Origin of the sequence: Rubrivivax gelatinosus (assembly GCF_004340905.1) — a bacterium.
In the GTDB taxonomy this organism is placed as follows: Bacteria; Pseudomonadota; Gammaproteobacteria; order Burkholderiales; family Burkholderiaceae_C; genus Rubrivivax; species Rubrivivax gelatinosus.
In genome coordinates this window covers 70,885-89,933 of the sequence record NZ_SLXD01000011.1, presented here as the reverse complement: position 1 = coordinate 89,933, position 19,049 = coordinate 70,885, and the positions used below count along the sequence as shown (strand labels likewise).

Genomic DNA, 19,049 nt, shown 5'->3' with positions numbered 1-19,049 from the left:
TGCCTCAGGCGCCGGATTCTCGCAGCAGGTTCGCGAGCTCGATCGCCGACTTGACGTTCATCTTCTCGAACACGCGCGCGCGGTGGACCTCGACGGTGCGCACGCTGATCGCCAGCTGGTCGGCGATGCCCTTGTTCGGCCGGCCTTCGACGACCAGCTGCATGACTTCGCGCTCGCGCTCGGTCAGGTCGGCCAGCGAGCGCCGCACGGCCTCGGCGGCCCGCCGGCGCGCGAGAGCCTCGGCACTGGCCAGCAGCGCCTGCTCGACGCGGTCGACCAGCGTGTTGTTGGAGAACGGCTTCTCGACGAAGTCGAAGGCGCCGCGTTTGACCGCCGCCACCGCGGTCGGCACGTCGCCGTGGCCGGTGAGGAAGATCACCGGCAGCGTCTCGGTGAGCCCGCATTCGGCGAGCTGCTCGAACAGCGCGAGGCCCGACTGGCCGGGCATGCGAACGTCCAGCAGCAGGCACGAGGGCGCGTCGGGCCAGGGCGCGCGGCGGCCGGCGCGGAAGGCCTCGAAGGCCTCGGCGCTGGCGAAACCCTCGGACAGCAGGCGGCGCGAGCGCAGCAGCCAGGCGAGCGCGTCGCGCACGACGTCCTCGTCGTCGACGAGGTAGACGACGGGAATGCCGAGGGCGGGGTCGGGGCGCATCGGACGCGAGTATCGCCGCTCAGCCGTCGGCCACCTCCTGGCGCGGCTGGCCGCCGGGCGGCACCGGCGTGCGCGCGGCCGGCAGCGTGAAGCGGAACTCGCTGCCGCGGCCATCGGCGCCGGGGCCGAACTCCAGCGTGCCGCCGTGCTGCTCGACGACCGTGCGGCACAGGCTCAGGCCCAGGCCCATGCCCTCGGTGCGCGTCGTGTAGAAGGGCGTGAAGAGCTTCTCGGCGACCTCGGCCGGGATGCCCGGGCCGCGGTCGGCGACGACGATCTCGATGCGCTGCGGCGAGGCCTGGCGCACGCGCAGCGCCAGCACCCGCTCCTCCAGCGGCGTGTCGTTCTCCATCGCCTGGATGCCGTTGCGCGTCAGGTTCAGCAGCACCTGCTCGAGCATCGTGCGGTCGCACTCCAGGCGCGGCGCGCGTTTGGGGATGTCCAGCTCGATGCGCGTGCCGCTCTTGCGCGCCTGCAGCCGCACCAGCGGCAGCACGGCGTCGATCAGCTGGTCGGCGCCCAGCGTCTCGCGCTGCTGCACGCGCCGGCGCACGAAGTGGTGCACGCTCTTGATGATGCGGCCGGCACGTTCGGCCTGCTCGGCGATGCGCTCCAGCGCCTGGCGCAGCATCGCGTCGACCGGGCCCGGCGGCGTGCCTTCGCGCTCGGCGTCCTCCAGCAGGTTCAGCGAGCCGCTGGAGTAGCTGGCGATGGCCGCCAGCGGCTGGTTCAGCTCGTGGCTCAGCAGCGAGGCCATCTCGCCGACGGTCGCCAGCCGCGCGCTGGCCTGCAGCCGGTCCTGCTGCTGGCGCGACAGCTCCTCGATGCGGCGCTGGGCGCTGACGTCGAGCACGGTGCTCATCCAGCCGCTCTGCCGGCCCTGGCCGTCGACCAGCGCGGCCTCGTAGATCATCACCGGGAAACGTTCGCCGTTCTTGCGCATGAAGACGGTCTCGAAACCCTCCCGCGCCTCGCGCGCCGGGCGCCCGGCGCCGACCAGCCGGCCGCGCTGGCGCTCGGCGTAGACCTCGACGAACTCCGGCGGCCAGTACGGCGGCAGCGGCTGGCGCATCTCTTCCTCGCTGAAGCCGACCATCGCGCAGAACGCCGGGTTGACATAGGTGATGCGGCCCTGCAGGTCGCGCGCGCGCAAGCCGGTGACCAGCGAATCCTCCATCGCCTTGCGGAACGCGAGCGCCTCGCCGAGCGCACGTTCGACACGCGCACGCCGACGCACGTCGCGCGCCAGCAGCAGCACGACGGCGAACAGCGCCAGCGACAGCCCCAGCACCAGCGCGGTGGCGACGTTGGGGATCAGGCTGGGCCGGCCGGCGGCGCTGTCGGCGCGCAGCTGCAGCGCCGCGCCGGGCACGTCGATGAGCCGCTCGGCCTGGTACAGCCCGGCGCCGCGCACCAGCCCGGCCCGCGCCAGCCGGGTGCCGTCGCCCTCGACGAAGCTCAGTTCGTGGCGCCGCGCCTGGCGCGGGCCGAGCGCGGCCTCCAGCAGCTGCGGCAGCCCGATGGTGCCGATCAGGTAACCCGCGTCGCGGCCGCCGCGCTGCAGCGGGATGCAGACGTCGACGACCTCCTGGCCGACGCCGTCTTCGCCGGGCACGAAGTAGCTGCGCGAGAACGCCGGCGCGGCCATGTGGCGCGCGGCGGTGCAGGCGATGCCGGCCTCGACGTCAAGCGCGGCGCGGGGCATCGCCGAGAACAGCGGCAGCGCGAACGGGCCATCGGCGGCGTCGAGCACCTGCAGCGCCGCGTCGCGGCGTTCGATGCGCAGCATCAGGCGCTGGCCGCGCAGCAGCGCCGACGCGTCGGCCCGCCAGGCCTGCGGTGGCGGGTCGCCCCAGTTCAGGGCCTGCAGCGAACGCATCGCGGCCAGCAGGTCGCGCTTGACCTCGGCCGCGGTCTCGGTGGCGATCGCGTCGGCTTCCTCCTGCGCGCGCGTGGACTCGTGGCGCAGCGTCAGCCACACGAGCAGCGACTGCGCCACCAGTAGCAGCAGCACGAGCGCGATCCACGGCAGCCAGCGCCGCAGCCGCGGCACGCGGACGGGATCTTCGGAGTCGGTCATCGGGGCAGGGATTCGGAGCGCGCAGTATCGGCGCCGGGCGGGCGGGCGCGCTACGCAGTTTTGCGCATCGCGGCAGGGCCGGACCCGGCTGCCTAGAATCCCCGGGCCCCTCGCGACGCCAACAGGAGACCGGGATGTCCAGCCCAGAAGACAAGCGCGCCGAGCTGCGTCGCGCCGCGCTCGAATACCACGAACTTCCCACGCCCGGAAAACTCGCCGTCGCGCCGACCAAGCAGATGGTCAACCAGCGCGACCTGGCGCTGGCCTACTCGCCGGGCGTCGCCTTCGCCTGCGAGGAGATCGTCGCCGACCCGGCGGCCGCCTTCCGCTACACCTCGCGCGGCAACCTGGTGGCCGTGGTCACCAACGGCAGCGCGGTGCTGGGCCTGGGCGACATCGGCCCGCTCGCTGCCAAGCCGGTGATGGAAGGCAAGGCGGTGCTGTTCAAGAAGTTCGCCGGCATCGACGTCTTCGACCTCGAGGTGCAGGAGAAGAACCTCGACCGCCTCGTCGACCACATCGCCGCGCTGGAGCCCACCTTCGGCGGCATCAACCTCGAGGACATCAAGGCCCCGGACTGCTTCTACGTCGAGCGCAAGCTGCGCGAACGCATGAAGATCCCGGTCTTCCACGACGACCAGCACGGCACCGCGATCGTCGTCGGCGCCGCGGCGCTGAACGCGCTGAAGGTCGTCGGCAAGCGCATCGAGGAGATCAAGGTCGTCGCCAGCGGCGCCGGCGCCGCGGCCCTGGCCTGCCTGGGGCTGCTGGTGAAGCTGGGCGTTCGGCGCGAGAACGTCTGGGTCACCGACCTGGCCGGCGTCGTCTACCGCGGCCGCACCGAGCTGATGGACGAGGACAAGGCCCAGTTCGCCCAGGACACCTCGGCGCGCACGCTGCGCGAGGTCATCGAGGGCGCCGACCTGTTCCTGGGCCTGTCGGCCGGCGGCGTGCTCAAGCCCGAGATGGTGCGCTCGATGGCCGCGCGGCCGATCGTCTTCGCGCTCGCCAACCCGACGCCGGAGATCCTGCCCGAGGAGGTCAAGGCGGTGCGCGACGACGCCGTCATCGCCACCGGCCGCACCGACTACCCGAACCAGGTCAACAACGTCCTGTGTTTCCCGTACATCTTCCGCGGCGCGCTGGACTGCGGCGCGACCACGGTGACCGACGAGATGGAGATCGCCGCGGTACACGCCATCGCCGGGCTGGCCCAGGCCGAGCAGGACGACGCGGTGGCGGCGGCCTACGGCGGGCAGACCCTGTCCTTCGGCCCCGAGTACCTGATCCCCAAGCCCTTCGACCCGCGGCTGATGATCAAGATCGCGCCGGCGGTGGCGGCCTCGGCCCAGGCCTGCGGCGTCGCCCAGCGCCCGATCGAGGACTTCGACGCCTACCGCGAGAAGCTGCAGGCCTTCGTCTACGCCTCGGGCCAGACGATGCGGCCGATCTTCAACATCGCCAAACGCGCCGCGGCGCGCCGCGTGGCCTACGCCGAAGGCGAGGACGAACGCGTGCTGCGCGCGGTGCAGGTCGTCGTCGACGAGGGCCTGGCGCGGCCGACGCTGATCGGCCGGCCGGCGGTGATCGAGCGGCGCGCCGAGAAGATGGGGCTGCGCATCAAGGAGGGGCTGGACTTCGAGGTCGTCAACGTCGAGCGCGACAGCCGCTACCGCGACTTCTGGCAGACCTACCACCGCATGGCCGAACGCAAGGGCGTGACGCAGCAGGTGGCCAAGATCGAGATGCGCCGGCGGCTGACGCTGATCGGCTCGATGCTTCTGGCCAAGGGCGAGGTCGACGCGATGCTCTGCGGCACCTGGGGCACGACGGCCAGCCACCTGCACTACATCGACCAGGTCATCGGCCGGCGCGAAGGCGCCAGCGTCTACGCCTGCATGAACGGCCTGATCCTGCCGGGGCGCCAGGTCTACCTCGTCGACACCCACGTCAACTACGACCCGTCGGCCGAGGAACTGGCCGAGATCGCGGCGATGGCCGGCGACGAGCTGCTGCGCCTGGGCATCCAGCCCAAGGCGGCACTGCTGTCGCACTCCAACTTCGGCACCAGCGACCAGCCGAGCGCCGTCAAGGTGCGCCGCGCGCTGGCCCTGCTGCGCGAACGTGCGCCCTGGCTGGAGGTCGACGGCGAGATGCACGGCGACATCGCGCTGGACGCCCAGGCGCGCGCCGCGCTGATGCCCAACGGCACGCTGCAGGGCGACGCCAACCTGCTGGTGCTGCCCAACATCGACGCCGCCAACATCGCCTACAACCTGCTGAAGACAGCGGCCAGCGGCGGCATCGCGATCGGCCCGGTCCTGCTGGGCGCGGCCAAGCCGGTGCACGTGCTGACGCCGTCGGCGACGGTGCGGCGCATCGTCAACATGACGGCGATGGCCGTCGCCGACGCCAACGTCCCGCGCTGAGAAATCGCCTCCAGAAGCCCCCTCGCGGGCGCTTCTGGAGCGCCACAGAAAACATGTGGGCGCATACTCACATGGGCTGCCGCTTGCCCTCTTTTGAGGCAGAACCTTGAGTTTTCGGCCGCCGGACGGTACGATCGCGGTTTGTTCTTTCAGGGTTGACCCGTGTTCTGGTCCGGTCAGGCCGACAGGAGTGGCGCGCTCCGACAGGCGGTTTGCAGAGGGGCTCTCGCGATCGTCATGGCCACAGGCCTGGCGTCCGGCGCAGCGGTCCATGCACGCCCGGCTGCGCCCCCGTCCGACTCGCCCAGCGTCGTCACCCTCGAAGAACTGCCGGCCCAGGCCCAGAAGACCTACCGGCTGATCCGCTCCGGCGGGCCGTTCCCCTACCCCAAGGACGGCACGGTTTTCTTCAATCGCGAACGTTTGCTTCCGGCCAAGACCCGCGGCTACTACCGCGAGTACACCGTGCCGACACCGGGCGCACGCAACCGGGGCGCCCGCCGCATCGTCTGCGGCGGCCAGCAAGCGACCGCGCCGGACACCTGTTTCTACACCGCCGACCATTACGCGAGCTTCAGTCGCATCGCGCAAACGGGCGCGCGGTGACGCCGATTTCTGAACCCCCAAGGAGGCACGCGACCATGCAGTTGCAGACCGTCCGATCGAACATCGTCCAGGCGATACGGGCCTACCGTGTCGATGACCTGATGCAGGCCGCCGGCAGCGCCGGCCAGCATTTCCTCTACGCCAACCTGTCGGCGGCGCAGTCCAAGCAGGAGGTGCTGGAGGCCATTGCCGCGGCGTTCCTGTTTCCGGCCCACTTCGGCAAGAACCTCGACGCGCTGTACGACTGCATGACCGACCTCGTGCACAAGGCCGGCACGCAACCGGGCTTCGTCGTCGTGCTTGAGCAGATTCCCGACAACCCGCGTTTCGACCGCGAGGCGCGCGAGCAGCTGCTCGACGTCTTCCGCGACGCCGCCGACTTCTGGGGCGAACGGAGGATACCGTTCAGGTGCTTCTATTCTTTTCAGTAGCCCGCTCCCAAGATAACGGGTCATGGGAGCGGGCTGCTGAAACGGCCCAGAGCACGAGCGCGGTCAAGCCGGCCGCCAAGACGGTCTCGAAGAACGGTCAGAACCCCAACTTCGGCATGAACATGCCGATGATGTGCAGCGCGTTCGACACCGCGGCCTGGCTCAACGCCGCCTGACGGCGGCGGCGATCGTTCAACCGGCGGCCACCGCGCGCGCAAGCGCCAGGTAGTCGGCCACCGGCACTTCTTCGGCGCGGCGCTGGAGGTCGAACCCGACCTCGGTGCCGCGTTGTTCCATCCAGCGTCCGAGCGTGTGGCGCAGCAGCTTGCGCCGCTGCGAGAACGCGACCGTCACCAGCTCGCCCAGCAGCGCCGCGTCGACGCCCTCGGGCGGCGGCAGCGGCAGCATGCGCACGATCGCCGAGTCCACGCGCGGCGGCGGGTCGAAGGCCTCGGGCGGCACGTCGAGCACCGACTCGATCTCGTAGCGCCACTGCAGCATCACCGACAGCCGGCCGTAGTCCTTGCCGCCGGGGCCGGCGGCCATGCGGTCGACGACCTCCTTCTGCAGCATGAAGTGCTGGTCGACGACGTGCTCGACCGCCTCCAGCAGATGAAAGAGGATCGGCGTCGAGATGTTGTACGGCAGGTTGCCGACGACCCGCAGCGGCCGCCCGGCGGCAGCGGCCAGCGCCGCGAAGTCCACCTTCAGCACGTCGGCCTCGACGACCTCGAGCCCGGCAACGCGGCGCAGCCTGGCGGCGAGGTCGCGGTCGAGCTCGACGACGGTCAGGCGCTCGATGCGCTCGAGCAGCGGCATCGTCATCGCGCCCAGCCCCGGGCCGATCTCGACCATCGCCTCGCCCGGGTGCGGGTCGATGGCGTCGACGATCGCGTCGATGATCGCGTCGTCGGCCAGGAAGTGCTGGCCGAAACGTTTGCGCGGCTGGTGCTTCATTGCGAGCGACGAGCCCGCAACGGTGCCACCCGATCAAGCGGCCGCCGTGGGTCCGGCTTCGCCGGCCCAGTGGCGGCGCCCCCCTGGGGGGGCTGCGGCGGGACGTGCACGGTCCGGTGGACCGTGCGCGCCAGCCGCAGGGCCGGGCCAACGGCCCGGCGCGGCCTGCAAGGCGCGCCGAAGGCGCTACGGGGGGGGGCCATCAGACCGGCGGTTCGCGGAACTCGATGTACGAGCGGTCGCGCAGGTCCTTGGCCCATTCGCTGTAGGCGTCGTCGAACTTGCTCTCGCGCAGCACGTTGCGCGCCTGCTCGCGCACCTGACGCGCCTCGACGGCGACGTCGCGGCGCTCGACAACCTGGATCAGGTGCACGCCGAAACGCGACTGGACCGGTGGCGAGACCCCCCCGACCGGCAGCTGGTTCATCGCCGCCTCGAACTCGGGCACCATCGTGCCGGGCGAGAACCAGCCGAGGTCGCCGCCCGACGGTGCCGAGCCGTCTTCGGAATACTGGCGCGCGATGTCCTCGAAGCGGCGCTGGCCGGACTGGATCAGGCGCCGGAACTCGGCCAGCCGGCGCGCGGCGACCTCGGCCGACACCTGCTGCGAGGTGCGCACCAGGATGTGCCGCGCGTGCGTCTGGGTGACCTTGACCGCCGTCGTCTCCTTGCGCTCGACGACCTTCAGCACGTGGAAGCCCGCGCCCGAGCGCAGCAGCTCGGACCTGACCTCGCCGGCCGGCACGCTGCGCACCGCCTCGACGAAGAGGTCGGGCAGGCGCGCCGAGGGCCGCAGGCCGATGACGCCGCCGCGCTCCTTGTTGGAGTCCTCCGAGATCTCGCGGGCGACGACGCCGAAGTCCTCGCCGCCGCGCACGCGCGCCAGCGCCTGCTCGGCGCGTGCCTTGCGGGCGGCGACCACGGCGTCGTCCCCGCCTTCGGGCACCGTGACCAGGATCTGCGCGAGGTTGAGTTCGACGTCGGCCTGGGTGGCGATGTTCTGCTGCGCCAGGTAGCGGTCGACCTCGCCGTCGGTGACGCGGATGCGCTGATAGACCTCGCGCTCGCGCACGCGTTCGATCAGGATCTGGTCGCGCAGGTTGGCGCGAAAGCGCGCGTAGTCGATGCCCTCGGCCTGCAGGCGCGAGCGCAGCTGGTCGGCGCTGATCTGGTTCTGCGCCGCCACGCTCTGCACCGCACGGTCGAGTTCGGGGTCCTCGACGCGCATGCCGCTGTCGCGCGCGTAGGTGACGATCGCACGCTCCTCGACGAGGTCGTCGATCACGCGCTTGCGCACCAGGTCCTCGGCCAGGCGCTCGCCAGCGCGGGCCGCGTCCTGCAGCGCACGCTGCACGCGGGCCTCGACCTCGGCGGCGGTGACGGCCTCCTGGTTCACGATGGCGACGATGTAGTCGCCGTTGCGCTCGCGCTGCTGCGCCGGGGCCGTGACGGCCGCGGCGGCGAGCGCCAGCGCCAGCGCGGCGCGGCGCCAGACGTTGATGGAATCGGTCATTCGTCGGAAGAGATGGGGTCGCGGCGTTCTTCGCGCAGCAGGGTGTAGCCTGGGATATTGTCCTTCAAGACCCCGAGCGGATTGGAGCCCAGGCGCGACAGGCCGACCAGCTCCAGCTGGAACATCAGCCGCGTCGTCGCCTCGCTGCGGCCGGTGGACAGGCGCTCGGCGACGAAACGGCCGATCCAGCAGCCGGCGTCGTACTCGACGCCCAGGATCGAGTCGGTGATGCGGCTGTCGCGCATGCTGTAGTTGAAGCGCCCGACGCCGTACCAGGTGCCGCTGCAGCCGCCGGCGGCGGCCACCGAACGCGCGCCACGGCCGGCCGAGGTCGGCACCCGGCCGGACAGGGGCCATTGCCAGCCGAGTTCGACCTGCTCGCTGAGCCCGCGCGCGAAGCGGTAGGTGGCGCCGATGGTGCGGAACGGCCCCGGCGAATAACGCGCGCCGACCACCGAGCGCACGGTGCGCGAGATCTCGGGGCTGTACTGCACCGTGCCGTCCAGCGTCCAGCTCGGCACCAGCGAGGTCGAGCCCAGCAGCAGCACGTCGGAGAACTGCTGGTCGAAGGGCTCGCCGTCGGGCGTGCCGTCGGCCTGGGACGTGATGCGCTGGTCCGAGAACAGGTAGCGCTGCACGACGCCCAGGCGGAACAGCTCCTTGCCGTTGCCGGCGTCGACGACACGCGAGGTGACGCCGGCGGTCAGCTGGTTCGCGTCGGAGACGCGGTCGACGCCGGAGAAGATGTTGGGCGAGTAGATCGACTGGAAGTTGAAGTCCTTGCCGAAGGAGTCGAAGTTCGGCAGGTCGGACTGCTTCTCGTAGGGCGTGCGCACGTACAGCAGGCGCGGCTCCAGCGTCTGGCGCAGCGCGCGGCCGAAGCCGGAGGTCTCGCGTTCGAGCTCGACGCCGAAGTCCAGGCTGAAGGTCGGCACCGAGCGCGAGGCGTTGCGCTTGCCGTCGGCCATGCGCTGGTCGGTGCGGTAGCTGGCGGCGTTGAACGCCAGCCGCGGCTCCAGCCACCAGCCGGGATCGCCGAAACGCCGCGCGACCGACGCCAGCAGGTGCACACGGTCGCCGGTGAGGCGCGTGCCGTCGTCCTCGTCGGCGGGCAGCGTGAAGCGGTTGAACTCGGTCTCGGCGCGGTAGCTCAGCCCACCGGCGGCGGCGCCGCCCAGGCGCAGGCCGGTCTGCGGGCTGCGCTGGTACGGCGAGGTGACGAGCTGGTCGCTGTCCTGCAGCACCTGCCAGCGCTGCATGCGCAGATACGCCAGCCCCTCGGCGTCGCCCAGACGCAAAGGCTGCTCGACGTCGGCGTCCGAACTCAGCAGGCGCGGCGTCAGGCTTCGACGCGAGTCGGGGAAATCCTTCCACCAGCCGTCGTCGGAGACGTGGCGCAGGTTGGCGGAGTAGGTGGCCGAGTCGCCGAAGCGGCCGTCGTGCTCCCAGTGCCAGGCACTGCGCGAGCGGCCGGCGACGCGGTCGCCGGGCAGCAGGTCCAGGTCGAGCGTGCCGCCCAGCGAAGGCTCGAGGTAGCGGAACTGCGTCTGCGCGCCGGCGCCGCGTTTGCTCGACAGCCAGGGCGCGATCGTGGCGTCGCGGTTGGGCGCGATGTTCCAGTAGTAGGGCACCGTCAGCTCGAGCCCGCTGCGGCTGTCCAGCCCGATCGACGGGGGCAGCCAGCCGGACTTGCGCTCGTCGGTCAGCGGGAAGCTGATCGCCGGGCCGCCGAGGATGGGCGTGCCCAGGAAACGCAGCACCGCGCCTTCGGCCACCCCTTCGTTGGCGTCGAAGTCCAGGCGCACGCTGCGTGCCTCGAGCACCCAGCCGGGCTCGGCGCCGCCGTCGCGCGGGCAGCTGGTGTACAGCGCGTTGGACAGGCGCGCACGCGAGCTGTCGAGGAAGTCGATGCGGTCGGCCCGGCCGCCGGAGCCGAACTCCAGCAGCTCGAACTCGGGCTCGAGGAAGAAGCCCTCGAAGCGCTGCACGCGCAGCTGCAGCTCGGGGCCCCAGTAGATCGCGCCGGCGCGTTCGATGCGCACGTGGCCACGCGCCACCGCGAGGTCCTCGGCCTGGTCGTAGCTCAGGCGGTCGGACTGGATGACGGTGCCGCCGCGGCGGAACTCGGCGTCGCCTTCGGCCACGGCGTCCAGGTTCGGGCGCGCACGCACTTCCTGCGCGCGCAGCACGATCGGCAGGCGGCGGCCGGCCTCGCCGCCGGGCGGGGCATCGAGCTTGCGGTCGGGGATCAGCTGCAGCGGGGACGGCGGCACGTTTTCGGCCGGGGCGTCCAGGGCTTGCGCCCGAACACCCGCGCCGACGAACAGCAATCCCGCCGCCAGCGCCAGCGGTGTCAGTCGCATTTGTAGAATCGATTATCCATGAGGCCCAGCCTGCCCACCGCCGCCGTCGTGTGGTCCGACGAGGACCGCCGCATCGCCTTCGAGCACTGGCTCGATTCGATCGCCGCACGCCACCGCATCGACCGCACGACGCTCGCGCCGGCGTCGGCCGACGCGAGCTTTCGCCGCTACCTGCGTGTCGACGCCGCAGGCGCCAGCCTGATCGTGATGGACGCGCCGCCACCGCAGGAGGACGTGCGCCCCTTCGTGCACGTCGCCGGCCTGATCGAGGCCGCCGGGCTGCACGCGCCCAAGGTGCTGGAATGCGACGCCACGCAGGGTTTCGTGCTGCTCACCGACCTGGGCCGCACGCTGTACCTGGACGCGCTGCGCGACACCGAGGGTCGCCACGCCGAAACGCTGATGCGTGACGCGCTGCGTGCGCTGGTGCAGTTCCAGGGCCATGTCGATGCCTCGACGCTGCCCGCCTACGACGAAGCGCTGCTGCGCCGCGAGCTCTCGCTGTTCCCCGAGTGGTGCGTGCAGCGCGAGTTCGGTGTCACCTGGGGCGACAAGGAGCACGCTGCCTGGAACCGCGTCTGCAACGCGCTGGTGGCCAGCGCGCTGGAGCAGCCCCAGGTCGCGGTGCACCGCGACTGGATGCCGCGCAACCTGATGGTCGCCGAGCCCAACCCCGGCATCCTGGACTTCCAGGACGCGGTGCGCGGGCCGATCACCTACGACCTCGCCTCGCTGCTGCGCGACGCCTTCCTGTCCTGGGACGAGGCGCAGGAGATCGACTGGGCGGTGCGCTGGTGGGAGCAGGCGCGCCGCGCCGGGCTGCCGCTGGGCGAGACCATGGGCCACGACTTCGGCGAGTTCTGGCGGGCGCTCGAATGGATGGGGCTGCAGCGCCACCTGAAGGTGCTGGGCATCTTCTGCCGCCTCAAGCACCGCGACGGCAAGCCGGGCTACGCCGAGGACCTGCCGCGTTTCTTCGACTACGCGAGCAAGGTCGCGATGCGCTACGCGCCGCTGAAGCCGCTGCTGCCGCTGCTGCAGCCGCTGTCGGGCCGCCGCGTCGAGACCGGCTTCACCTTCTAGCCTACCGGCGACGGCGCTGAACTGGCGGCGCCTGACGGTGCCCGGCGCGGCCCGAGAGGCGCACAACCGCTCGTCGAACTGACCGGAGCCTCCCTCGCGGAGGGAGGCTGGAGGAAGCCGTCGAACGAGCTGGAGCACCCTCTCGGAGGGGGCTCGCGGGAGCCGTGCGTAGAGCCATCGCCTAGGAGCCTGCGCGGCAGAAGCCGCGCAGGCTCCTAGGCGACCAGCGCCAGCGAGCCGCCGCAGGCAGCCAGCCAGGGGTCGCGGTCCTCGCCGCCGAAGGCCTGGATGAGGAACTCGATCAGCGCACGCGTGCGCGCCGGCACGTGCTTGCGGCTGGGCATCGCGGCCCAGATCGACAGGCCCGACAGGCGCCAGGCCGGCAACACGCGCTCGAGCCGTCCGTCGGCCAGCACCTGCTCCAGCACCAGCGTCGGCAATGCCGCGACGCCCAGCCCGGCGACCGCCGCGGCGAGCTGCGTCTGCACGTCGTCGCAGCGCAGCACCGGCGCACGTTCGGGCACCACGGTCTCCGTGGCCTCGCCCGACGCCGCCTCGGCGCCGCGGAAGAACACCAGCCCGCGCGGCTGCGCCGCGGGCTGGAACAGCAGCTCGTGGCGCGCCAGGTCGCGCGGATGGCGCGGCCGGCCCTGACGCGCCAGATACACCGGCGACGCGCACAGCAGCACCTCCGAGCGCGCCAGCCGGCGCGCGACGAAGTCGCCGTCGATCGGGTCGCGCAGCGTCAGCAACGTGACGTCGTAGTCCTCGTCGACGGTCTCGACCCGCCCCGGCGCGGCCAGCTCCAGCGCCAGCCGCGGGTGCTGGGCGGCGAATCGCGGCAGATGGCGCACCAGCTGGTGCGCCGCCAGCGCCGACGGGCACAGCAGGCGCAGCGGCCCGCTCAGCTCGCGCGTCGCCTCGCCGGCCAGCGCGTCGGCCTCGTCGACCTCGGCCAGGATGCGCCGCGCCCGCTCCAGGTAGCTCTCGCCGACCTCGGTCAGCGCGACGCGGCGCGTGGTGCGGTTGAGCAGCCGTGCGCCCAGGTGCGCCTCGAGCTCGGCGACGACCCGCGTGACCACCGGCGGCGCCATGTCCAGCGCCCGCGCCGCGCGTGCGAAGCCGCCTTCGTCGACGACGCGCACGAAGACCTTCATCGCGCGCAGCTGGTCCATCGTGGCCTCCGGCCCCGGTTCAGCGGAAGGCGGCGACCACCTGCGCCACCGCGGCCGTCAGGCGCTTGGCGTAGGGCACGTGCAGGAACTCGTTGGGCCCGTGGGCGTTGCTCTTGGGGCCCAGCACGCCGCAGACCATCATCTGCGCCTTCGGGAAGCCGGCCTGCAGCATGCTCATCAGCGGGATCGTGCCGCCCTGGCCGATGTAGCCGACCGGGGCGCCGAAGTGGGCGTTCGACGCCGTGTTCAGCGCGTCTTCCAGCCACAGCGGCAGCTCGGGCGCGTTCCAGCCGCTGGCGCCCAGCGCACCGGCGCGGCCGTCGGGCACGAAGGTGACGCGGGCGTTGTACGGCGCGTTGTCCTCGAGCAGCGCCTTCAGCCGCACGCTGGCCTCGTGGCCGTCGACCAGCGGCGGCAGGCGCAGGCTGAGCTTGAACGCGGTGTAGGGGCGAAGCACGTTGCCGGCGCTCTTCAGCTCGGGGAAACCGTCGACGCCGGTGACGCTGAGCGTCGGCCGCCAGGTGCGGTTGAGCAGGCCTTCGACCGGGTCGGTCGTCGTCGGCAGCGCCAGGTTGCCGTCGGCGCCGCAGGCCCAGGGCAAACGCTTCCAGACGTCGTCGCCGAGGATGGCGGCGGTGGCCTGGGCCTGGGCGACGCGCGAGGCCGGCACCTCGCAGTGGAAGAACCCGGGCAGCAGCTGGCCGGTCCTGGCGTCTTCCAGCCGGTCGAGCACCTGGCGCAGGATGCGGAAACTCGACGGCACCAGGCCGCTGGCGTCGCCGGAGTGGATGCCCTCGGTCAGGATCTCGACCTTCAGCACGCCGCTGACCATGCCGCGCAGGCTGGTCGTCAGCCAGAGCTGGTCGTAGTTGCCGGCGCCGCTGTCCAGGCAGACGACGAGGCCGACCTCGCCGAGGCGGGGTTTCAGCGCCTCCAGATAGGCCGGCAGGTCGTGCGAGCCGCTTTCCTCGCAGGTCTCGATGACGCCGACGCAGCGCGGGTGCGCCGTGCCCTGGGCCTTCAGCGCCTCGATCGCGGTGACCGCGGCGTAGATCGCGTAGCCGTCGTCGGCGCCGCCGCGGCCGTAGAGCAGGCCGTCGACGTACTTCGGCGTCCAGGGCCCGAGGTCGCTGCGCCAGCCGCTGAACTCGGGTTGCTTGTCCAGGTGGCCGTAGAACAGCACCGTGTCGGTCGCCGCGCCGGTGGCCGCGACCTCGAAGAAGATCACCGGCGTGCGCCCGGGGATGCGCACGATCTCGATCGCCAGACCCGGCACGCGGCGCGCTTCGACCCAGGCCACCGCGTCCTGCACGACACGTTCGATGTGGCCGTGGGCCTGCCAGTCGGCGTCGAACATCGGGCTCTTGGCCGGCACGGCGATGTAGTCGGTGAGGGCGGGCACGATGCGCTCGTCCCAGGCGCGGTCGACGAAGTCGGCCAGCGGCAGGTGGCGGTCGGGGGCGTTCATGGGCGGCTCCTGCTTCAGTTCGGCGATCCCGCCAGTGTAGGACGGCCGCCCCCGCGCCCCGAGGGGAAGCCGGGCTTCGCAGCGCCGGGGGCCGCCGCTATCCTGGGCCGATGACGACCGACTTCTTCCGCCTCGAGCTCGCCGACACCGGCGTCGCCCACCTGCAGCTCGCGCGCCCCGAGCGGCTGAACACGATGACGCCGGCCTTCTTCCCGGCGCTGCGCGAGGTCGTCGAGTCGCTCAACGCCGAGGGCCGCACGCGCGTGCTGGTGATCTCCTCGACCGGCAAGCACTTCAGCGCCGGCATGGCGCTGGACGTCTTCGCCAGCGACCTGTCGCTGCTGGACACCGGCAACGCGCGCCGGCGGCTGGCCTTCCAGGACTCGCTGCGCCAGCTGATGCGCTGCTTCGACGTGCTGGAGTCGGCGCGTTTCCCGGTCATCGCCGCGGTCCAGGGCGGCTGCCTCGGCGGCGCGCTCGACCTGGCGGCGGCCTGCGACCTGCGCGTGTGTTCGGCCGACGCCTTCTTCACCGTGCAGGAGATCCAGATCGGCATGGCCGCCGACCTGGGCGTGCTGCAGCGCCTGCCGAAGATCGTGCCGCCGGGCGTCGCGCGCCAGATGGCCTACACCGGCGAACGCATCGGCGCCGAACGTGCGCTGGCCATCGGCCTGGTCAACGCCGTGCTGCCCGACGCCGCGGCGACGCTGGACCACGCGCTGACGCTGGCCGCCGAGATCGCCACCAAGTCGCCGCTGGCCGTCGCCGGCAGCAAGCTGGCGCTGAACTACGCCATCGACCACCCGACCGCCGACGCGCTGGAGCAGATGGCGCTGCTGCAGAGCGCGATCTTCGACATCGGCGAGATGGCGCAGGCCATCCAGGCCTGGCAGAGCAAGCAGCCGGCGGGCTTCGACCCGCTGGCGCCGGTGCCGCGCGTCTAGCCTTCGGCTTCGCGCCTGGCGCGCAGCGGCGCCAGCACCTCGTCGGTGTCCTGGCCCAGCGCCGGCGCGTTGCGATGGTGGCCGCCCGGCGTGCGCGACAGCTTGGGCACGATGCCGGGCACCGTCAGCGTGCTGCCGTCGGCCAGCGTCACCGGCAGCAGCATCTCGCGCGCCGCGTAGTGCGGGTCGTGCGCGATGTCGGCCGCGGTGTAGATGCGCCCGCCGGGCACGGCGGCCGCGTCCAGCGCCGCCAGCACCTCGTCGACCGTGCGTTCGGCCGTCCAGGCGCCGATCGCGGCGTCGAGTTCGGCCACGCGCGCGACGCGGCCGGTGTTGTCGGCCAGTTCGGGGTCGGCGGCCAGGTCCTCGCGGGCTATGGTCTTCATCAGCCGGCGGAAGATGCTGTCGCCGTTGCCGGCCACCAGCACCTGGCCGTCGCGGCAGACGTAGGCATTGGTCGGCGCGATGCCCGGCAAGGCGCTGCCGGCCGGGCCGCGCACGGCGCCGAAGGCGCTGTACTCGGGCAGCAGGCTTTCCATGCAGTTGAACACCGCTTCGTAGAGCGCGACGTCGATGATCTGGCCGCGCCCGCTCTTCTCGCGCTCGTGCAGCGCCATCAGCACGCCGATGACGCCGTGCAGCGCCGCCAGCGTGTCGCCGATCGAGACACCGACACGCACCGGCACGCGACCGGGCTCGCCGCTCAGGTGGCGCAGGCCGCCCATCGCCTCGGCGACGACGCCGAAACCGGGTTTGTCGCGGTAGGGCCCGGTCTGGCCATAGCCACTGACACGCAGCACGATCAGCTTCGGGTTGGCCGCCATCAGCGCCTCGGGCGCGAGGCCGAAACCTTCGAGCGCGCCGGGGCGGAAGTTCTCGACCAGCACGTCGGCTTCGAGCGCCAGCTCGCGCACCACGGCCTGGGCCTCGGGGTCTTTCAGGTCCAGCGCCACCGAACGTTTGTTGCGCGACTGCAGCTGCCACCAGACCGAGGTGCCGTCCTTCAAGAGCCGCCAGCGGCGCAGCGGGTCGCCGCCGTCGGGCGGCTCGATCTTGATGACGTCGGCGCCGAAGTCGGCCAGCGTCTTGGCGGCAAACGGGCCGGCGATCAGCTGGCCGAGTTCGAGCACCTTGAGCCCGGCGAGCGGGCCGCCGGCGCCCTGGTCAACCCATGCAGAAGACGTTGAGCTTGTGGCCATCGAGATCCCGGAAGTAGCCGGCGTAGAAGCCTTCGCCGCGCGGCCCGGCCGGGCCCTCGTCGGTGCTGCCCAGCTCCAGCGCCTTGCGGTGGACACGGTCGACGGCCTCGCGGCTGTCGACCTGGAAGGCGACCATCACGCCGTTGCCGACGCTGGCGGCCTGGCCGTCGAAGGGCTTCATGATGCCCAGCATCGGCTGCTCCATCGAGCGTCCCCAGGCGTAGCCGCGGCCGAAGTCCATCAGGCGTTTGGCGCCGATCTCGGCCAGCAGCGTGTCGTAGAACGCCGCGGCGCGCGGCAGGTCGTTGGTGCCCAGGGTGACGTATCCGATCACGGCCAGCTCCTCGTGTTAAGGGGTGCCCGAGTCTAGGCGCGGCCGGCCGCGCCGGGAGCGCGTGCCGACCCGCCCTCCGCTAACCGCGCTCGAACTTGAAGACCGCGACGCTGGCGCGAAGATTGGGCAGCGTGCGCACGACACGCCCGTCCTGCAGCCCGAAGGCGTCGCGGATCTGCAGCCCGTTCTTGCGCGCCAGCACCTCGAAGTCGGCATAGGTGCCGACGCGGATGTTGGGCGTGTCGTACCACTCGTAGGGCAGGGCGCGTGTCACCGGCATGCGGCCGCCGACGACGCGCACGCGATTCGGCCAGTGGGCGAAGTTCGGGAAGCTGACGATGCCGATGCGGCCGACGCGCACCGTCTCGTGCAGCATGCGTTCGGCATTGCGCAGATGCTGCAGGGTCTCGATCTGCAGCACCACGTCGAAACTCTGGTCGTCGAACAGCGCCAGCCCTTCTTCCAGGTTGAGCTGCACGACGTTGACGCCGCGCTGCACGCAGGCGAGCACGTTGGCGTCGGCGATCTCGATGCCGTAGCCGCTGCAGCCCTTGTGGCGCTGCAGCCAGGCCAGCAGCTCGCCATTGCCGCAGCCCAGATCGAGCACGCGGGCACCGTGCGGCACGAGGTCGCCGATGATCTGCAGGTCGCGGCGTTCAGACATGGGCGGCCTCCGTCGTCACGGCACCGACGCGCGCGGCGACACCCTCGAAGTAGGCCCGCATCACCTGGTGGTAACGCGGGTCCTCGAGCAGGAAGGCGTCGTGGCCGTGCGGGGCCTCGATCTCGGCGTAGCTGACGGCGATGCGGTTGTCCACGAGCGCCTTGACGATCTCGCGCGAACGCGCCGGCGAGAAGCGCCAGTCGGTCGTGAAGCTGACGACGAGGAAGCGTTTGTCGCGTGCCGGCGCGAAGGCCGCCGCGAGCTTGCCGCCGTGTTCGCGCGCCGGGTCGAAGTAGTCCAGCGCGCGCGTGATCAGCAGGTAGGTGTTGGCGTCGAAATAGGCGCTGAACTTGTCGCCCTGGTGGCGCAGGTAGCTCTCGATCTGGAACTCGATCTCCTGCGTGCTGTAGCCCAGCTCGGCGGCGCGCAGCTCGCGGCCGAACTTGGCCTCCATCGCGTCGTCGGACAGGTAGGTGATGTGGCCGATCATGCGCGCCACGCGCAGGCCGCGCTGGGGCACGACACCGTGTTCGTAGAAGTGGCCGCCGTGGAAGTCGGGGTCGGTGACGATGGCGCGGCGCGCGACCTCGTTGAAGGCGATGTTCTGCGCCGACAGGTTGGGCGCGGTGGCCACCGCGACGCAGTGCTCCAGCCGCTCGGGGTGGCGCATCGCCCAGGACAGCGCCTGCATGCCGCCGAGGCTGCCGCCGAGCACCGCGGCGAGCTTCGTGATGCCCAGGCGGTCGATCAGCCGCACCTGCGCGTCGACCCAGTCCTCGACGGTGACGACCGGAAAGTCGGCGCCCCAGGCCTTGCCGGTGGCCGGGTTCAGGTGCGTCGGCCCGGTCGAGCCGAAACACGAGCCCGGGTTGTTGACGCCGATGACGAAGAAACGCTCGGTGTCCAGCGGCTTGCCCGGGCCGACCAGGTTGTCCCACCAGCCGGTGGCGCCACGCTCGTCGACGCCGGCGACGTGGTGGCTGGCGTTGAGCGCATGGCACACCAGCACCGCGTTGCTGCGCTCGGCGTTGAGCGTGCCGTAGGTCTCGTAGACCAGCGAGTAGGAGGGGAGCGACGCCCCGCTGCGCAGCGGCAGCGGCTCGTCGAAGTGCATCGTCTGGGGAGTGACGCGTCCGACCGAAGCCATAAGC

Annotated in this window: 17 protein-coding genes; 6 read left to right on the top strand and 11 right to left on the bottom strand. The window is 71.7% G+C overall.

The features are described from left to right. Positions 1–4 precede the first annotated feature (4 nt). Together EV684_RS17075 and EV684_RS17070 are read right to left on the bottom strand one after the other, a co-directional pair. Complete coding sequence (locus tag EV684_RS17075) at positions 5–652, bottom strand: response regulator transcription factor (RefSeq protein ID WP_132648500.1); 648 nt, start codon at positions 650–652, stop codon at positions 5–7. A gap of 19 nt (positions 653–671) precedes the next feature. Then, positions 672–2,732, bottom strand: coding sequence for a sensor histidine kinase (locus tag EV684_RS17070; RefSeq protein WP_132648499.1), 2,061 nt, complete (start codon positions 2,730–2,732; stop codon positions 672–674). Positions 2,733–2,866: 134 nt separating this feature from the next. On the opposite strand from EV684_RS17070, the gene EV684_RS17065 reads away from it, so the two are divergent. The 4 genes from EV684_RS17065 (at position 2,867) to EV684_RS17050 (ending at position 6,374) form a co-directional block, all read left to right on the top strand. Further along, on the top strand, positions 2,867–5,161 hold the full coding sequence (locus tag EV684_RS17065; protein ID WP_132648498.1) for an NADP-dependent malic enzyme: 2,295 nt from the start codon (positions 2,867–2,869) through the stop codon (positions 5,159–5,161). A 237-nt stretch (positions 5,162–5,398) separates the two neighbouring features. Next, positions 5,399–5,767 carry a ribonuclease domain-containing protein gene (locus EV684_RS17060; RefSeq protein ID WP_132648497.1) on the top strand — a complete coding sequence of 123 codons (369 nt, stop codon included), beginning with the start codon at positions 5,399–5,401 and terminating at the stop codon, positions 5,765–5,767. Next, complete coding sequence (locus EV684_RS17055) at positions 5,764–6,198, top strand: barstar family protein (protein WP_375138666.1); 435 nt, start codon at positions 5,764–5,766, stop codon at positions 6,196–6,198. The genes EV684_RS17060 and EV684_RS17055 overlap by 4 nt, the downstream gene beginning before the upstream one ends. After that, positions 6,177–6,374 (top strand): hypothetical protein, encoded by a 198-nt coding sequence (locus EV684_RS17050; protein ID WP_132648495.1) that lies wholly within the window; start codon positions 6,177–6,179, stop codon positions 6,372–6,374. Before EV684_RS17055 ends, EV684_RS17050 begins: the two co-directional genes overlap by 22 nt. Positions 6,375–6,390: 16 nt before the next feature. Here EV684_RS17050 and rsmA read toward each other — a convergent pair whose 3' ends face one another. The 3 genes from rsmA to EV684_RS17035 form a co-directional block, all read right to left on the bottom strand. Next, entirely contained in the window at positions 6,391–7,155 is a 765-nt protein-coding gene (rsmA, locus tag EV684_RS17045; RefSeq protein WP_132648494.1) for a 16S rRNA (adenine(1518)-N(6)/adenine(1519)-N(6))-dimethyltransferase RsmA, read from the bottom strand. A 202-nt stretch (positions 7,156–7,357) separates the two neighbouring features. Beyond that, positions 7,358–8,668, bottom strand: coding sequence for a peptidylprolyl isomerase (locus tag EV684_RS17040; RefSeq protein ID WP_132648493.1), 1,311 nt, complete (start codon positions 8,666–8,668; stop codon positions 7,358–7,360). Then, positions 8,665–11,031, bottom strand: a complete 2,367-nt coding sequence (locus EV684_RS17035; RefSeq protein ID WP_132648492.1) for an LPS-assembly protein LptD — start codon at positions 11,029–11,031, stop codon at positions 8,665–8,667. The genes EV684_RS17040 and EV684_RS17035 overlap by 4 nt, the downstream gene beginning before the upstream one ends. Before the next feature lie 18 nt (positions 11,032–11,049). Between EV684_RS17035 and EV684_RS17030 the strand changes: the two genes are divergently transcribed. Then, positions 11,050–12,114: an aminoglycoside phosphotransferase family protein gene (locus tag EV684_RS17030; protein ID WP_132648491.1), complete on the top strand. Its 1,065-nt coding sequence runs from the start codon at positions 11,050–11,052 to the stop codon at positions 12,112–12,114. A gap of 215 nt (positions 12,115–12,329) precedes the next feature. Here EV684_RS17030 and EV684_RS17025 read toward each other — a convergent pair whose 3' ends face one another. Continuing rightward, complete coding sequence (locus EV684_RS17025) at positions 12,330–13,289, bottom strand: LysR family transcriptional regulator (protein ID WP_132648490.1); 960 nt, start codon at positions 13,287–13,289, stop codon at positions 12,330–12,332. A gap of 19 nt (positions 13,290–13,308) precedes the next feature. Continuing rightward, on the bottom strand, positions 13,309–14,757 hold the full coding sequence (locus EV684_RS17020; protein WP_132648489.1) for a M20 family metallopeptidase: 1,449 nt from the start codon (positions 14,755–14,757) through the stop codon (positions 13,309–13,311). 110 nt (positions 14,758–14,867) lie between these two features. Between EV684_RS17020 and EV684_RS17015 the strand changes: the two genes are divergently transcribed. Then, complete coding sequence (locus EV684_RS17015) at positions 14,868–15,701, top strand: enoyl-CoA hydratase-related protein (protein WP_132648488.1); 834 nt, start codon at positions 14,868–14,870, stop codon at positions 15,699–15,701. Here EV684_RS17015 and EV684_RS17010 read toward each other — a convergent pair. The 4 genes from EV684_RS17010 to metX all read right to left on the bottom strand — a co-directional run bounded on the left by EV684_RS17010 (position 15,698) and on the right by metX (position 19,045). Continuing rightward, positions 15,698–16,900 (bottom strand): CaiB/BaiF CoA transferase family protein, encoded by a 1,203-nt coding sequence (locus EV684_RS17010; RefSeq protein WP_132648487.1) that lies wholly within the window; start codon positions 16,898–16,900, stop codon positions 15,698–15,700. The two genes, EV684_RS17015 and EV684_RS17010, sit on opposite strands and share 4 nt — an antisense overlap. Beyond that, positions 16,866–17,234 carry a VOC family protein gene (locus EV684_RS17005; RefSeq protein WP_132648486.1) on the bottom strand — a complete coding sequence of 123 codons (369 nt, stop codon included), beginning with the start codon at positions 17,232–17,234 and terminating at the stop codon, positions 16,866–16,868. The genes EV684_RS17010 and EV684_RS17005 overlap by 35 nt, the downstream gene beginning before the upstream one ends. A 79-nt stretch (positions 17,235–17,313) precedes the next feature. Then, entirely contained in the window at positions 17,314–17,898 is a 585-nt protein-coding gene (gene metW, locus EV684_RS17000) for a methionine biosynthesis protein MetW (protein WP_132648485.1), read from the bottom strand. Then, positions 17,891–19,045: a homoserine O-succinyltransferase MetX gene (metX, locus tag EV684_RS16995; protein ID WP_132648484.1), complete on the bottom strand. Its 1,155-nt coding sequence runs from the start codon at positions 19,043–19,045 to the stop codon at positions 17,891–17,893. Before metX ends, metW begins: the two co-directional genes overlap by 8 nt. Positions 19,046–19,049: the final 4 nt, after the last annotated feature.

Bases quoted from the DNA above. Each gene is read 5' to 3' on its own strand.
- EV684_RS17060 (WP_132648497.1), top strand. From the start codon at position 5,399: ATGGCCACAGGCCTGGCGTCCGGCGCAGCGGTCCATGCACGCCCGGCT.
- EV684_RS17065 (WP_132648498.1), top strand. From the start codon at position 2,867: ATGTCCAGCCCAGAAGACAAGCGCGCCGAGCTGCGTCGCGCCGCGCTC.
- EV684_RS17035 (WP_132648492.1), bottom strand. From the start codon at position 11,031: ATGCGACTGACACCGCTGGCGCTGGCGGCGGGATTGCTGTTCGTCGGC.
- EV684_RS17025 (WP_132648490.1), bottom strand. From the start codon at position 13,289: ATGGACCAGCTGCGCGCGATGAAGGTCTTCGTGCGCGTCGTCGACGAA.
- rsmA (WP_132648494.1), bottom strand. From the start codon at position 7,155: ATGAAGCACCAGCCGCGCAAACGTTTCGGCCAGCACTTCCTGGCCGAC.
- EV684_RS17015 (WP_132648488.1), top strand. From the start codon at position 14,868: ATGACGACCGACTTCTTCCGCCTCGAGCTCGCCGACACCGGCGTCGCC.
- EV684_RS17075 (WP_132648500.1), bottom strand. From the start codon at position 652: ATGCGCCCCGACCCCGCCCTCGGCATTCCCGTCGTCTACCTCGTCGAC.
- EV684_RS17010 (WP_132648487.1), bottom strand. From the start codon at position 16,900: ATGGCCACAAGCTCAACGTCTTCTGCATGGGTTGACCAGGGCGCCGGC.
- EV684_RS17070 (WP_132648499.1), bottom strand. From the start codon at position 2,732: ATGACCGACTCCGAAGATCCCGTCCGCGTGCCGCGGCTGCGGCGCTGG.
- metW (WP_132648485.1), bottom strand. From the start codon at position 17,898: ATGTCTGAACGCCGCGACCTGCAGATCATCGGCGACCTCGTGCCGCAC.
- metX (WP_132648484.1), bottom strand. From the start codon at position 19,045: ATGGCTTCGGTCGGACGCGTCACTCCCCAGACGATGCACTTCGACGAG.
- EV684_RS17040 (WP_132648493.1), bottom strand. From the start codon at position 8,668: ATGACCGATTCCATCAACGTCTGGCGCCGCGCCGCGCTGGCGCTGGCG.
- EV684_RS17020 (WP_132648489.1), bottom strand. From the start codon at position 14,757: ATGAACGCCCCCGACCGCCACCTGCCGCTGGCCGACTTCGTCGACCGC.
- EV684_RS17030 (WP_132648491.1), top strand. From the start codon at position 11,050: ATGAGGCCCAGCCTGCCCACCGCCGCCGTCGTGTGGTCCGACGAGGAC.